Consider the following 15,381-nt stretch of genomic DNA (forward strand, 5'->3'; position numbering starts at 1 on the left):
AGAAGCATGGGTATTGCAGATTGCGGCTGTCAAATAAGGAAAAAGATAATGTAAGCGAAATAAAGCGCCAAAACACTGATTACGATAAGAGCGGTTTCGAATAACCCTCCGGACTTAGCGCCCTTCTTTTTAGGTGCATATCTCGTCTGTGTTACTTTTCCCTGGCGCATTTTTTGCTGTCTTTGTCTTGAGATAGATTGCGCCGAAGTTGGCGTTTTTCCAGCCTGTTTTCTTTGCGCTGCCTTTTTCCCTGCTGCGAGCATCTCTCTTTTCATCTCGTCAGCGGAATCATAATGGCCATTTAAAGCAGAAACAAGCACTTTTTTATACTTTTGCAGCACCGGGCTGCCTTCGATTAAAGATCGCAGCTGTTCCTTTGGCTGGCTTGTTTTTTTGAATTCCTTTTTATGTACACAGTTGATCATAATCATAGCAACCGCAAACAAGTCGTAAGAGGGCTCTGCTTTTCTTGTCCCATACCCCCAATATCCTCTGTCGTAAAACTCGGTATACTCTTTTATCGCTCGGCCCTCCTTGGTTGTTCCGCCTACATCTATGCAGCGGATTCTGGCCGGCGGACCGGTGACAATCAGATTATCCGGCTTAAGGTCACCGAATATCCACCCTTGCTGATGAAGCACGGATAAGCTGGTTAACAGCTGAATCATCAAGACCGGAATCCATTCTGCTCCTTTGTCACTGACGAACTGTAAAAGCAGCGGGCCTTTTATGTATTCCATTGCATAAAATGAAACCTTTGTATTAGCACTGGGAATAAAGGCATCATCAGTGTCAAAAAAAGAAGGCCCCATCGTTACGGACTGGGCCTTTGAAAAAGATTTTAAGACATTCACTTCAGAAGTAATAGACAGGCTGTCATCACTTACCTTTAAGGCAACATGTCCATCTGATGCTTCTGCCAAATACACAATTCCATTGGCCCCTTTTCCAAGCTGTTTACGCAGTGTGTAAGTATTTCCATTCCACTTGCCCTTTACTCTCGTTCCCGGCTTGAGGCTACATGCCAAACTCGTCAAAGTGTCGTTCATCATCTGCCAGCATGCTCCTTCTTGAGCGGATTTTTTCGAATTGCTGTGTCGCTTCACGAATCGCCGGACCTGTCGGCGTGATGCCGCCTGTCGATAGCTTCGCAAAGAGTGTGGAAAGAGATTGCAGCTTTGGTGTCCAATTTAGCACAAGCTCGACCTCTTGTTTTTTCCCGGGAAATATACACATCGCAAATTCGTTATTCCCTATTCGGGAGTTAAGACTCACGGACAAGTCAATCAGTGCTTCTTTCACTGTAGGCAGCTTTGGCGCCATACTTGCGCTTGTATCAACGAGAACCAAAACCTGAAGATGCACCGTTTCTCCCAGTTCATCTACCACTTCCATGACTTCGCCGCGTTTTTCCGGAGAAAGCTCCTCTATTTCCACATTCTTCCCAAGGATTTGCTTCAGTTCTTGATTCACCACCCCTTGCAAGGTTTGCGTCATTGCTTTTTTTGTTACCATTTGAACCGTTTGCGAAAGCTGTGATGCGTAAACGACCTGATGCACGCCGCCTCCAGCAAGCGCAATCCCTTCGACTTCTTTCATAGCCTCGTGGTCAATTTTGTTTTCTTCCATTATACCTATGACATTTACTGTAATCCCTTGCTCTTTAGCAAACGCAGCCATAGCAAGCGGATCTTCACCATGATTTGAGCAGCCATCCGTTATCAGCAGAATTTGATTCAAACGTCCGTTGTTCACATTCATTCCTCCTGGAGAATACGATGATTCTCAGATTCATATAGTTCCATCTTCGCCAGAAGAAAATTGATTTATACGGAAGCGTTATGAAATTTCTTGTTTGCTTTGAAAGATGGCCGGAACGGGAATAGACGCCCACTTTGGTGTATTGTGATCAATTCGGACGACAACAACCGTCATATCATCATCAATTTGGCCTGATCTTGTGCGAATCACTTCCTCCATGAGTAAGTCAGCAATTTCCTGCGGATCATCTGTTTTTAACCCTTTCATTTTGCGCTTCATCCATAAATCATGATTTTCCACGTGTTTAGGACCTTCGAAAATACCGTCACTCATCATGATCAGGAGGTCTCCCGCCTTCAGCTGCTCACTCACAACCTCAACGTCGAATTCGTTAATAATGCCGATTGGCAGATTGCTCGCTTGGACTTTCATCACCTGCTCCCCCCGTTTGATAAAGCTCGGTGTTGATCCAACCTTTAAAAACTTACAGCTCGCATCCTGAAGGTCGATAATAGAAAGATCGAGTGTGGAATAAATTTCATCCGTTGTCCGCAGAGACAGTATGCTGTTGATCGTTTTAATCGCTATTTTTTCATCAATTCCTGATTCAAGGATCTTTTCAAGAAGCTTAATCGTTTCATTGCTTTCAAAGTGAGCCCTCGCGCCATTGCCCATGCCGTCGCTGATAGCAGCTGCATATTTTCTTGCGCCCAGCTCCATCATGCTGTAGCTGTCGCCGGAGACAAGGCCGCCGCCCTTCGCTGCATGAGCCGCACCCGTAGACACCCTGTACGATTTTGTTGATCCAAACGCGACATGGCTGTATCCATTTGGATGCGGAGAATGCTGCTCGGCTTTCACAAGAACTTGCTCTTCTAAAATGTCAGAAAGCATAGGCGCTATGATTTTTTCACTTTCTCCATGCCCGCTGAATGGGATTGTCATTTCAATATCAATGTTTCCCTGTTCAAGGCTGTAAATCTCCACCTGCTGAATCTCTATTCCAAAATGCTGAAGAGCCTCAATAATTTGTTCTTCTTGGATAAAGTGCTGCTCCCTCTCCCTTTTTATTTCCCGAGAAAAGTCTGCCATGACCTCTGAAACACCTAAGAGCTGTTCAGCCACAAGCCGCCTGCTGTCCTGCACTTTTTTCTTAAGGGTTAAATGCGCATGATGATAGGCAAGTTCATCCTCTATCAACTCTTCAACCTGACGCGATTTAGAGCAATACTGGTGAAACTCTTTTTTCAGCCTTCGGTTTGAAGCATACTCTTTTTCCTCTGTTTCAAGCATAACTTGTTTCATTAAATCATATGTTTTATCAAAGTTCTGAACCCAGCACCTGTTTTTCTTGTAGCACGTTTGACAGGAATGCTCCGTAATTTTGCTTAAAAACAGATCGACCTCGCTGTCATCTGTTTGTTCGTCAGACGCTTGATAAAAGGTTGCAAAGCTTTCTGACAATGCATGAAATACATTGGAGAACTGATCCACCTTTTGAGCAGTGACATCTCTGATTTTTCTCGCGTATTGCTGCTGCTCCTGAAGATGTTCCACAGTGCCCGGAATATATCTCGCCACTTTTCTTGTAATGGACTGAGGCGTAAGCAGAAACAGGCCGACTGCTATCAATGACTCATAGAGCGTTGTCATCAGACCGGCAGAGCCTTCTCCATATAAAGAAATAAGAAGCGATCCGATAATCAGCCCGATTGCCGCACCTGCTTTTTTTCCTTCTTTCAGCAAACCGCCTAATAAGCCCGAAAAAGCGAGCAGACTCATTTGATAGAGATTTCCGATATTGGCTAAGCCAAGAATCAGGCCTGTCACGACACCTACTGTACACCCAATGCTTGCACCGCCAATGAAGGAAAAGCTTAATACAACATAACGGGCCAGGATATGTTCTGCCTGCATCCCTTGATAGGACAAGCCTGCAAGTCCAGTCAGCACCGAAGCAATCAGAATCATAAAGCAAATGATTTCTTCTATTTTTAAGGATTGTTTTACTTTCTTCACTGTAAAAATCGGAAGGCTTTGGAGGAAAATCAGCGTTAAAATAAAGGACAGCCCCGCTTCTACAACAGCCATCACATAATCATAGGTTGTAAATGCGCCATTCTGAGCGTAAACAAAACCCGCTCTTGCCGCCGCCATGGAGAAGAACACGACAATCGGAAGGGCTTTCACACGATCATCTGTGATGAAGGATGCTACTTTAGAAAACACGAAGAATGCAAGCAACGCCGCTAATATGAGTAATGAGTGCTTCGGAGAAATTGTCATTGCACCTGCAAGCACAGCCAGCACTGCATACAGCGCCTTGTCTCTTCTGATCAGAAGCATTGCCCCAAAGAAAGGAAGGGCGAAAGGAAGGACCTCGGATAATATGAAAGCTCGTCCAAGCAAAAACCCAATGACGACATAAATGAATCCTTTATAGAAAAACAGTGAATGCAAATGATGAGTCACCAGCTTCGCTCCCCTGTTAAAAAACGATTGGAGTTTTTCAAAAGCTTGTCCCGCCATTGGCCCGTTCACTCTTCTTTCTGCTTTTTCCATTTCTCTCATCTCCCACCTGTTATATTCGTTGCCTGTCATTATAGCGAAAGCACAGATAGGATTTTGTCAAAAGAAGGTAAGTATACCAAAGAAGTCTTCGACGGTTTCTGCCCTGAAATTCGTTTATGCGGAGAATTTCCAGAAAGATGTCTAAAAATGAAAAAAATCGGCTTCTGTAATAGAAACCGATTTTTCAGTATGACCCGTACGGGATTCGAACCCGTGTTACCGCCGTGAAAGGGCGGTGTCTTAACCGCTTGACCAACGGGCCTAACAAATATGGTAGCGGCGGAGGGGATCGAACCCCCGACCTCACGGGTATGAACCGTACGCTCTAGCCAGCTGAGCTACACCGCCATATTGTTTTGTGCTTCTAAGCACAAGTTATATAATACAAAGGTTTGTCCTTTTCGTCAACAGAAACTTTAATGTTATAATTTTCTGACTCTTACCTTGAGAGAGCATATAAAAAAAGCACCCGTTGGGACGAACGGATGCTTCATTTATTTATAGAAAGCAGCAAGTTATCCTCTTCTTGCTCCGCGCCCTCCACGTTTTGATTCCGTATTGCGTTTTAAAGATGACAAGCGATCTTCGCTATCTTTTAAAAACTTGTTCATTTTCTGTTCAAAAGATTCTTTCGGACGGAAATCATTTCTAGGTCTGGCTTGCGGACGGTCTTTAGCTTTTTTAATAGATAAACCAATTTTCCCGTCTTTTTCAACGTTGATGACTTTCACTTCAACTTGGTCGCCGACTTTTAAGTGATCATTAATGTCTTTAACATAATTATCGGCTACCTCACTGATATGAACGAGACCGGTTGAGCCTCCAGGCAATTCAACAAATGCTCCAAAATTTGTAATACCTGTAATTTTCCCTTGCAACTTGCTGCCCACTTCAATCGACATAAAAAAAGTGCTCCTCCTTAGGCTTATAAAAAGATCGTTTGCTTAATTATACCTAAATAAAAATTTAAGTGTCAACAAGGCTACTTGTTCTTCTTCTCCACATTAAAGATTATTTCACCGTCTCCAGACATGAATAAGTCTCTTCTGGCAAGCTCTGTGACGTAATCTTCATCTTTTAATTTGGATATTTCTTCTTTTAAATCCGTTTGCTTTGTCTTTAAATTCTTTAGTTCTTTTTCAAGCTGTTCTTTCTTTTCTTCTTTTGCACTAAGGGAAGATGTTTGGCTCCATACAGAGCTTGCCAGTACAATTGCCGTCAGAAATACGAGGGCGCCGAATACAGTCAACCGTCTGTACAGCCCTTTTCTTCTTCTTTTCTTCAGCTGATTTTGCCGCTCTACTTTTTCTTTATAGTCGTTTTGTATTTCAGTTATCGTTCGTTCCCTGGAAAAATTCAAATCAGACGGTCCTCCTTTCATCTCTTCAAAAAACGTGTAATGGTCGTTCTTATGGTTACCAATAGTTTCTGCTTCTTTTTTAGAAATCCTGCACCTTTTTGAAAATATCGTCTGAAAGTTAGACGCAGTTTTTCAGGAAGAAGTTTCATACATTGTTTAACGATAAAGCGGATCGGAAAACACAGAACCATGACTATTTTATATAGACATAACATGAGAAAACCGATCAGGCGGTATGTTCTCTGAAAAAGAAACGTGACCAGCCAGATGATGACTCCGCATGTCCACACAATAGGACGAAATAACACGTGCTGAATGAGCTTTTTTAAGAATTGATAAACAGAAACAACAAGATAAATGACGAATTTCAGTATTTTTATATAGATTCGTTTGCAAAGGCTTTGATACGTCGCAACGCCCAGCAGAACCGCCAAAAAAATGTACAGCCTGAATTCTCCCTCATTTACATGAAGCAAGACATAAAAGAAGAGCAGCCCCTGCAAAATCCAGAAAAGAATATCATGAATAAATAAAAGCCATCTGGCTGTTCTGGCACGAATGACAAAGAGCCTGTACGTATCAAGCGACGCGCCAAGCCAGAGGCCCATACCGGACATCGCCAGCATTGTATAGAATTGTGTCGTCAGCGTCATTTAAACAACTTGCTAAAAAACCCTTTAGCTTTATCCCCTTGTTGCTCGTCTAAATACACTAAATCAAATACCCTGCCTTTGATCGAAACAATCCCTTTTTCTACATCAAGATTTTTCATTTGAAGGTTTTCGCCTCTGACTGAGAGCATTCCCATCACTGTTTCCAGCAGGAATTCTTCGTTATCAAAGCTTTCAACTTGCTTAACCCCAGAAATATCTAAATGTTTCCGGCCTTTCATTGTCACATCGTGCTGTTCCGGAACAGAAGAAGAACCTTTTTGTTCATAATATGAATTCATCTATTCAGCCCCCATATCCTCGATACTTTTAGCATTATTACTGCATTGTATGAGGCGGGGGATTCTTTTAGAACAAGCCTATTCGCCGAGTTTTTCTTCCTTTAGCACCGTATACATGTTTGCGGCTTCTTCTTTTTTCGTCGTGTCTTTGAGCTCATTCACTTGTACCGTTACAAGCTTTTGGCCGAAGCGGACCGTTAATTCATCTCCAGGTTTTACGTCTGAGCTTGCTTTAGCCTGATTTCCGTTAATGGAGATTCTGCCTTGATCAGCTACTTCCTTCGCTAGTGTACGTCGTTTAATCAGCCGTGATACCTTTAAAAATTTATCTAATCTCATATTATGATCTCCTCTCAGTTTCTTTTGCTTCATTCCACAGATTGTCCATGTCCTCAAGAGACATATTAGCCAGCTCGATTCCCTTTTCCTTCGCTGTTTGCTCAATATAAGAGAAACGTTTCCGGAATTTATCGTTTGTCATCGCCAATGCTTCCTCCGGTTCTATTTTGTAGAAGCGGGCTACATTTACCAAGGCGAAGAGAACGTCGCCAAATTCGGCCTTCAGATTGTGTTCATGAGGGTCTTCAGAAACCTCCGAAGAAAATTCCTCCATCTCCTCATTCACCTTTTCCCAAATATCACTTACATCTTCCCAGTCAAAACCGACTTTTGCCGCTTTTTTCTGAAGTTTAGCAGCTTTAGAAAGAGCAGGAAGGGTTTTCGGGACGTTGTCTAACAAGGATTCTTCAGATGTATGTTTTTCGGCTTTTTTAATATCTTCCCAATTTGCCAAAACATCGTTTTCATCCTGAACCTTAACATCTTTAAACACATGGGGATGTCTTCGGACCATTTTTTCACTGATCCCTTTAATCACATCATCTATTGTGAAATAACCATCATCTTCACCGATTTGCGCGTGAAGCAGGACCTGAAGCAAAACGTCGCCAAGCTCTTCGATCATATGGTCTGTGTCTTCTTCGTCAATTGCTTCGAGAAGTTCATAACACTCTTCAATCATGTATTGTTTTAATGACTGATGAGTCTGCTTTTTATCCCACGGACAGCCGTTAGGCCCGCGAAGCTCTCTGATGATGCGCCGAAACGCGGAGAACTCCCGGTACAGCAGCTTCTCTTCTTTAATCGGCGGAATATACACACTTGTTAAGTTATTCATGGCGACATTACGGTCTAATTCATATAAAGGCACTCTCCGAATATCCTCATCGCGGCTTCCGGCTGCCGTTACAATCACAACTTCATAATCATCCGGCAGCTTCTCCATTAATGTCAGCTTCACTTCGGATGCAGTCATTTGGTCGTAAACCTGACAAATGATCAGGTGATGTCTGAGCTCAAGCTCATCCGCGCTTAATGTGCCGGCATCCACAAATTGAAAGCCTTCAATGGGATCAATTTGCAAGGCATTAAAAGTGGCATCAAGAAAACTTTGCCCTCCCGCGACTTTCACCTGAATGTTTTTTTCTTCCTGCCGCTCCGTCAGCAGCTGTACTGTTTTTTCTGCTACAAATGGATGCCCCGGAACCGCATAAACAACGTCCTGATGCTTCGCTTCTCCAAAGAGAATGTCAGCAATTTCTTCATATACAGCATCAAACTGGTCGTGCTTCTCATATATATCATCAAAATAACGAATGTTCTTCGTTTCGCTTTCTAGCTCCTGAATTAAAGGATGGTCTTTTGTTCTGACAAACAGAGTGTCCGCCTTTGTCAGCAGCTTATGTATGCCAATTGTCAACTGGTCCATGTCTCCGGCGCCAAGTCCGACGACTGTAATGTTACCTGCCATTTTGTTCTCTCCTTCTTGTGAGTTTGCTTAACTTGCTGCCAAAAGGCACACTGTTGAGCTCTTCATCCGTAAATATTCCCAATTTCATCATACAATAAATAAACACCGCGCCTCCAATGGCGACAGCAGAAACACTTTCAACCGCCGCATATCCTCTTCCTTCCGCATCAAACAGAAAAGACCAAAGGCGTAAATAAGCAAGCAAGACAGCCGACATCAATAAAGCGGACCCAATAATCGGAAGCATAACGCCTCTCAGCTTGTCCAGCCATTCTTTTTGCCGCAGGCGATATAAATTAAGGCCGGCGACAGCCGCAAAGGTAGCCGCTGTCGCAAATGAAGCCCCTTCAATTCCATAACGCGGAACCAAAAAGGTATTTAACACCCATTTCACAGCCACGCCTGCGCCTACAGCTATTGCAGGAAACACCGTGTTTCCCGTTCCCTGTAAGACAGCAGCAGCCGTGACCGCCAAGGACGCAAACAAAATGGAGCAGCTAAATATCTGTAACGCAGCTGTTCCTTCACCATTTTGAAACAGCATAATGTTGACCGGTTCGAGGATGCAGATGAGACCAGCAGACGCCGCAACGCCAATCGCAAGACACAGCTTTAAGGAAGACGTCACTCTTTGTTTCATCACCAGCACTTGATTGTCCTTTACCGCCCTTGAAATCAACGGTACGAGTGAGGTCCCGATGCTCATTGCGAAAACAGAACCGAGCTGCAAAAGAGGCTGCCCCCGGTCATAAATTCCTTTCAGCCGCTTTGCTTCTTCACTCACCTCACCGCCAGACAGCAAAGAATATAAATTCAGCGCATCGACAAGCTGAATAAACAAAAGCAGCAGGCTGCTGACACAGATCGTTACTGAATATAAAAGCAGTTTCTTAATTAATTGATTTGTTGTAATGTGATTTTCTTTTTCTATTTCCGCTTTTTCCGGCTTTTTCGCTTTGAACCAAAAAAAGACAAGGATGATAAGCGCAATCAAACTTCCGGCAAGAGAACCAGAAGCAGCTGCCGCTCCCGCAGTATAAAGCGATGCACCCTTTTTGATGAGCCAAAAAGATAACCCTAAAAGCACCGCTACCCGCAAAAACTGTTCCATGATTTGCGATAAAGCGGATGGCAGCATATTGTGCCTCCCTTGAAAAACGCCTCTGAGCAGCGCGACAAATGGAAACAGAAGAAACGCATAGGCAGTTACTTGAATTAACTGGGCGAGATGCGAATCACCCATAAACAGAGCGATCGGAACAGCTCCCATATATAAACACAGAAATAAAAAAACACCTATTACCGATAAAACCAGCGCTGAAATTTTCATTATGGTGTTATGGCTTTTTTCACTATAATCATTCATCAGTTTAGAAATAATCACCGGAAATCCTGATGTTGAAAGCATGACGGCAATGCCAAGAAAAGGGTATACCTGCTGATATATATAAAATCCAACATCGCCGACAATGTTTTGAAATGGGACTCTGTAAACGGCGCTTAATATTTTTGAAATAACGCCTGCCAGAATTAAAACAAAAGCCCCCTGCCACATCCAATGCCGTTTGACGCGTATTGAATCATCCATCCAAAAGCTCCTTCCCAACGTCAGGGGCCATGCAGAGTGTGCAATGACCTTGGTACAAATAAAAACGAGGTTATTATACCATATCCCAACCCTTGGAATCCTTTTTCCCCTGCACAAAAAAGAACAGCGTCCCAAGGAGAGCTGTTCTTTCTATACCTATTTTGATAATTGTAATAAGACCTACTGTTCCATTTGACGAGCCAAAAACCCAGCTGCTGTTTCAACGGCTTTATGCTCTACTTCGCCCATCGTCTGATCCTTTGAAAAAATCACGACTGCACCTATCGGGTCTCCATTCGCCACAATCGGGCCGACAGTATACGAACTCATATCTTCATCGATGCCATTCACAAGCTGCACGGATTTTGCATCGCTCTCAAGCACGGAACTTCTCTGATCCATTGTTCTTTCCAGCATTTCGCTGATCGGCTTGTTTAAGTAGTCTTTTTTGGAACTTCCGGAGACAGCAATGTAGACATCACGGTCACAGATAAGCACTGAATGGCCAAGACTGTCATAAAGCGCGTCTGCATACTCCTTTGCGAAGTCTCCAAGTTCACTTATCGGAGAGTATTTTTTCAAAATAACTTCTCCGTCACGATCTACAAAAATCTCAAGCGGATCGCCTTCCCTGATTCTCAGCGTTCTGCGAATTTCTTTAGGAATCACGACCCGTCCTAAGTCATCAATACGACGTACGATACCGGTTGCTTTCATCTCTGGTGCCTCTCTTTCATTTGATGGTTATACAATGTGGGAAAGACCTAAAGCAGTTACTTTATGTACCTTCCGCCTCGCTTGAAATTAGTATCCGTCACATCAAATGTAATATACACCAGAGAGTAACAAAATTTACGTTGATGAAATGGTTTGTTTTTTCACATCTTTAAGGCCCTTCAGCATGCCCAGCACGGTTTCAAGCCATTCATCCGCAGTCTTGCCTTTCGTTTGAACGGAAATTTTGAGTTTTTTCCCTTCCATTCCCAGTCCGATTTGTCTGCCGTATTTGTTGCCAAGCTCAAACAGTTTCTGGCCGTCAATATCAGCACTAGCCTCTTCAGAAATGGTCAGCCTGACTGCATCTTTATCTTGCTTAATCAATTCGACCCGTTCATTTTTCGCATAAACCTTCATTTCAGCTACGGTAAACAAGTATTCAACTTCTTTTGGATAATTTCCAAACCTGTCAATCATCTCATCTTGAAGTTCATTTTTCTCTTCAATTGAAGCCACAGATCTGAAACGTTTATACATATCAATTTTCTGTTTGCCGTCTTGAATGTAAGTTTCCGGAATGTACGCATCAAGCTCAAGATCAATTTCTGTTTCAAAATGCTCCGTTTTCGCTGTATCGCCTTTCCGCTCTTCTATGGCCTCTTTTAGCATTTGCGAATAAAGGTCAAATCCGACCGAATCGATAAAGCCGTGCTGCTGAGCGCCAAGGAGGTTTCCGGCTCCGCGAATCGTTAAGTCGCGCATGGCGATTTTAAAACCCGATCCCAGCTCCGTAAATTCTTTAATCGCCTGCAGTCTTTTTTCAGCTACTTCAGTAAGCACTTTATCCCGGCGATACGTGAAATACGCATACGCTACACGGTTAGAACGGCCGACACGTCCACGCAGCTGATAAAGCTGGGAAAGACCCATCTTGTCGGCGTCAAACACGATCAGCGTATTCACGTTTGGAATATCTACACCCGTTTCAATGATTGTTGTGCTGACGAGAACGTCTGATTCCCCTTCCAGGAAACTCAGCATGACAGCTTCTAATTCATTTTCTGTCATTTTCCCGTGGGCATACGCAACCTTCGCATCAGGGACAAGCATTGAAATCTCATCTGCTTTCCGTTCGATATCCTCTACCCTGTTGTATAAGAAATAGACTTGGCCACCGCGCGCAAGCTCGCGCTCAATCGCCTCTCTGACAAGGGCACCATTGTATTCCACAACATACGTCTGTACAGGGAAGCGGTTTTCCGGCGGCGTCTCGATCACCGATAGATCCCTTACGCCAAGCATAGACATATGCAGCGTACGCGGAATCGGTGTCGCTGTTAATGTTAATACATCCACATTGGCTTTAATCTGTTTGATCTTTTCTTTATGGGTGACACCAAAACGCTGCTCCTCATCAATGATGAGCAGCCCTAAGTCTTTATAAACAACATCTTTTGATAACAGTCGGTGTGTCCCAATGACGATATCAACCGTTCCGTTTTTCAATCCTTTGATCGTTTCGTTTGCTTCTTTTCTTGTTCTGAATCGGCTAAGCAGGCCGATATTCATCGGGTAGTCCTGAAAGCGCTCTGTAATGGTCTCATAGTGCTGCTGAGCCAAAATGGTTGTCGGGACAAGCAGTGCGACCTGTTTTCCATCAGCGATTGCCTTAAACGCCGCACGGATGGCAACCTCTGTTTTCCCGTAGCCCACGTCTCCGCAAAGCAGGCGATCCATCGGCCGCTCTCTTTCCATGTCTTTTTTGATTTCGTGAATAGAGCGGAGCTGATCTTCCGTCTCTTGATAAGGGAACGCCGATTCAAACTCACGCTGCATTTCATGATCAGGGGAAAACGCGTAGCCCTTGCTCGCTTCCCTTTCGGCATACAGTTTAATTAAGTCATCCGCGATGTCTTGAACGGATGTTTCTACTTTTTTCTTAACCCGCTTCCATTCACTGCCGCCTAACTTATACAGCTTCGGTTCTTTTCCTTCTGATCCGACATACTTCTGTACCTGGTCAATTTGTTCAACCGGCACATAAAGCTTGTCGCTTCCCTGATAGTGAATGTTTAAATAGTCTTTGTGAATTCCATTGATCTCAAGGGTTTCGATCCCTAAATACTTTCCGATCCCGTGATTAATATGAACGACATAATCACCAATTTGAAGCTCGGAATAGCTCTTGATGCGCTCTGCATTCGTAAGCTTCTGTTTTCGAGGCTTCTTTTTCACGCGGTTTTTAAACAATTCTTCTTCAGTAATGACAGCAAGCTTCATTAACGGCAGCTCAAATCCTGATTGAAGCTCGCCTTCCATGATATAAACCTGTCCTTGAACAAGCGCCTTTTTGCTGTCAGTCATCGCCGCTTCGATTTCATAATCGGCCAAAACAGAAGACAGTCTTTCTGTACGTTCCTTATTTGCTCCCAAAAACACGACGGTGAAGTTTGATTTTTTAAACCGCTCCATTTCACCGGCAAGAACATTCATTTGCCCGTGGAAGCTCTGCATTTGTCTGCTGGATACATTCACGATATTTTGCGGGCTTGTATGCTGAACATGGCGTAAAAACAAAGAATAGTACAGCAAAGGCCGTTTTTGCTCAGCCACTATTTTTTGGAAGCTGAATGACAGACTGATGTCATGCAAAATCTTCCCTTCCTCCAGCAGGTTTGTGACAAACTCCGCTTCTTCCTTTTGAAGCTGCTCTTCCATTTCATGAATCCGGCTGACTTCGTCCAAAATAAGAAGCGTGTTATCAGGTGTATAATCTAGCAAACTAGCAGGTTTTTCATAAAAATATGAAAGGTACTTCACCAGTTCTTGATCTGTCTGGCCTTCAGATAAACGCTCTTTATCATGAGAAATATTCATATGCAGGATTTCTTTTTGCTTGTCGAGCTTTAATTTTTTCAAGCTGTCGGCAAGGCCTTTATCCATTTTCTCTATTGCACATGCTTTTTCTTCAGCTCTGATAATCAGTTCCTTTGCCGGACCGATACTGATAGAGGTCAAGGTTTCAATTGACCGCTGATCATCGGAGTTAAAGCTGCGGATGGAATCAACCTCGGTGTCGAATAATTCGATTCTGACCGGATGCTCAGAGGTCAGCGGATAAATGTCGATAATTCCGCCGCGAATACTGAATTCACCGGGTGCAGAAACCATATCAGACCGCTCGTATCCCACCTCTACCAGTCGGGATGCCAGCTGATCCGGTTCGATATCATGACCCACCTGAATGAGCATTTGGCTGTTTTTCCACACCTCTACCGGCGGCAGCATTCTTCTGACAGCCGCTACTGGAGCAACAACTATAGGCGTTTCTCCGTTTGTTAATCTATTAATGACATCTAAGCGCTGCGCCCGCAGTTCAGGGCTAGCCACCGCGATTTCTGATGATATGAGTTCATTGACGGGGTACAGAAGGACAGACCGATCCCCAAGAAGTGAAGTCAGATCATCCGTTACTTTCTGAGCTTGGTATAAATTATGGGTGATTAGAAAGATAGGCTTATTCGTTTCATTAGCCAGAGCAGAAGTAAAAACAGAACGCGCGGAACCTGAAAGACCCGCGAGCAGTTGTTCCTTCAGCCCCTCGTTTAAACCGTTGACGATGGATTTGAAGTCATCGCTTTCTTTAATAAAGGTTTGAATGTTGTCCATATGGCCCCTCCTCTCTGTTTTCTGTAAGAACAGAAAAACGCTTTGGTCTAGTGTCTACACCAAAGCTTTTTATTGAATAAATGTGTGATGTTCGTGGTAATGCGGATTTCGTTCAAGCGCCTCTTGGCAATCTTCACATATTGTAAGAACATGGACATCTCCATTGTCTTTATATGAAATCATATCGTTTCTTTCCTCGTTTGTTAAGTGCTCAAATCCAAGTGAGTTTGTCGATACCATGGAAGATTCCAGACTTCCAACTTTTACTCCGCAATGACGACAATAATAATGCAAAGCCATACAAGGGACCCTCCTGATGAAAAAGTCATTTTGGTGTAGTATGGACTTTGATGATGTATTTTATACCTTCGCGTTGAATTCGTTCATAACCTCTAAAAACGGTTTGCTGAGAGAAGCCTCACAAGCCTTAACGGACTTTCCAATCGCTTCATCAATTGCTGGTGTTTCATCATCTGTAAAAGCGCCTAAAACATAATCAACCACCTTCATCCCGTTCACTGGCCGCCCGATTCCGATGCGGATGCGATCAAACTCAGGCGTTCCGAGATGCTGGATCAGTGATTTGATGCCATTATGCCCGCCGGCACTGCCTTTCGTTCTTAGACGGATCTTGCCAGTCGGAAGATCAAGGTCATCGTAAATGACTTTTAAATCTTCGTTGTCTACATCATAATAATCCATTAAAGGCCGCAAACATTCTCCTGATAAATTCATATATGTAAGCGGTTTAACAAGTAGAACCTTTTTGCCGGAAACAAATCCGGTTCCGTATAATCCGTTAAATTTGCTCTGGTTCAGCTCAATATTCCATTCCTTCGAAAGCTGGTCTATTGCCATAAATCCGACATTATGCCTTGTATTTTCATAGTTCTTTCCCGGGTTTCCGAGGCCAGCAATTACAAGCATGGCAAATCCTCCCTTAGTCACATAAG

14 protein-coding genes and 2 tRNA genes are annotated in these 15,381 nt (G+C 43.5%); all 16 read right to left on the reverse strand.

Annotation, left to right across the window (positions count from 1 at the left end):
* Positions 1-29 precede the first annotated feature (29 nt).
* The gene (locus WA325_RS19410) at positions 30-1,052 is read right to left on the reverse strand and encodes a serine/threonine-protein kinase (RefSeq protein WP_305935201.1); all 1,023 of its coding nucleotides are present in this window, start codon (positions 1,050-1,052) and stop codon (positions 30-32) included.
* Positions 1,018-1,755, reverse strand: a complete 738-nt coding sequence (locus WA325_RS19415) for a VWA domain-containing protein (RefSeq protein ID WP_326327515.1) — start codon at positions 1,753-1,755, stop codon at positions 1,018-1,020. Before WA325_RS19415 ends, WA325_RS19410 begins: the two co-directional genes overlap by 35 nt.
* A gap of 84 nt (positions 1,756-1,839) precedes the next feature.
* A complete protein-coding gene (gene spoIIE, locus WA325_RS19420; RefSeq protein WP_024123630.1) occupies positions 1,840-4,323 on the reverse strand; it encodes a stage II sporulation protein E in 2,484 nt (827 codons plus the stop codon).
* Between the two features lie 199 nt (positions 4,324-4,522).
* Positions 4,523-4,594: transfer RNA gene (locus WA325_RS19425), tRNA-Glu, on the reverse strand.
* A gap of 9 nt (positions 4,595-4,603) precedes the next feature.
* A tRNA-Met gene (locus tag WA325_RS19430) sits at positions 4,604-4,680 on the reverse strand.
* Between the two features lie 167 nt (positions 4,681-4,847).
* Positions 4,848-5,234 (reverse strand): S1 domain-containing RNA-binding protein, encoded by a 387-nt coding sequence (locus tag WA325_RS19435; protein WP_003218379.1) that lies wholly within the window; start codon positions 5,232-5,234, stop codon positions 4,848-4,850.
* Positions 5,235-5,314: 80 nt separating this feature from the next.
* A complete protein-coding gene (gene divIC, locus WA325_RS19440) occupies positions 5,315-5,692 on the reverse strand; it encodes a cell division protein DivIC (RefSeq protein ID WP_010332711.1) in 378 nt (125 codons plus the stop codon).
* Positions 5,693-5,709: 17 nt separating this feature from the next.
* Positions 5,710-6,345, reverse strand: a complete 636-nt coding sequence (yabQ, locus tag WA325_RS19445; RefSeq protein WP_202853362.1) for a spore cortex biosynthesis protein YabQ — start codon at positions 6,343-6,345, stop codon at positions 5,710-5,712.
* Entirely contained in the window at positions 6,342-6,644 is a 303-nt protein-coding gene (gene yabP / locus WA325_RS19450; protein ID WP_024123628.1) for a sporulation protein YabP, read from the reverse strand. Before yabP ends, yabQ begins: the two co-directional genes overlap by 4 nt.
* A gap of 78 nt (positions 6,645-6,722) precedes the next feature.
* Positions 6,723-6,983: an RNA-binding S4 domain-containing protein gene (locus tag WA325_RS19455; RefSeq protein WP_024123627.1), complete on the reverse strand. Its 261-nt coding sequence runs from the start codon at positions 6,981-6,983 to the stop codon at positions 6,723-6,725.
* 1 nt (position 6,984) lies between these two features.
* On the reverse strand, positions 6,985-8,454 hold the full coding sequence (mazG, locus tag WA325_RS19460; RefSeq protein ID WP_326327512.1) for a nucleoside triphosphate pyrophosphohydrolase: 1,470 nt from the start codon (positions 8,452-8,454) through the stop codon (positions 6,985-6,987).
* A complete protein-coding gene (locus WA325_RS19465; RefSeq protein ID WP_326327510.1) occupies positions 8,444-10,042 on the reverse strand; it encodes a putative polysaccharide biosynthesis protein in 1,599 nt (532 codons plus the stop codon). The genes mazG and WA325_RS19465 overlap by 11 nt, the downstream gene beginning before the upstream one ends.
* A 180-nt stretch (positions 10,043-10,222) precedes the next feature.
* A complete protein-coding gene (spoVT, locus tag WA325_RS19470) occupies positions 10,223-10,759 on the reverse strand; it encodes a stage V sporulation protein T (protein ID WP_105955699.1) in 537 nt (178 codons plus the stop codon).
* Positions 10,760-10,894: 135 nt separating this feature from the next.
* Positions 10,895-14,428 carry a transcription-repair coupling factor gene (mfd, locus tag WA325_RS19475; RefSeq protein ID WP_336184093.1) on the reverse strand — a complete coding sequence of 1,178 codons (3,534 nt, stop codon included), beginning with the start codon at positions 14,426-14,428 and terminating at the stop codon, positions 10,895-10,897.
* Between the two features lie 69 nt (positions 14,429-14,497).
* Positions 14,498-14,728 (reverse strand): anti-sigma-F factor Fin family protein, encoded by a 231-nt coding sequence (locus WA325_RS19480; RefSeq protein ID WP_024123622.1) that lies wholly within the window; start codon positions 14,726-14,728, stop codon positions 14,498-14,500.
* Between the two features lie 60 nt (positions 14,729-14,788).
* Positions 14,789-15,355, reverse strand: coding sequence for an aminoacyl-tRNA hydrolase (gene pth, locus WA325_RS19485; RefSeq protein WP_105955700.1), 567 nt, complete (start codon positions 15,353-15,355; stop codon positions 14,789-14,791).
* Between the last annotated feature and the right edge of the window lie 26 nt (positions 15,356-15,381).

This window comes from Bacillus sp. 205(2023) (genome assembly GCF_037027485.1).
In the GTDB taxonomy this organism is placed as follows: domain Bacteria; phylum Bacillota; class Bacilli; order Bacillales; family Bacillaceae; genus Bacillus; species Bacillus halotolerans.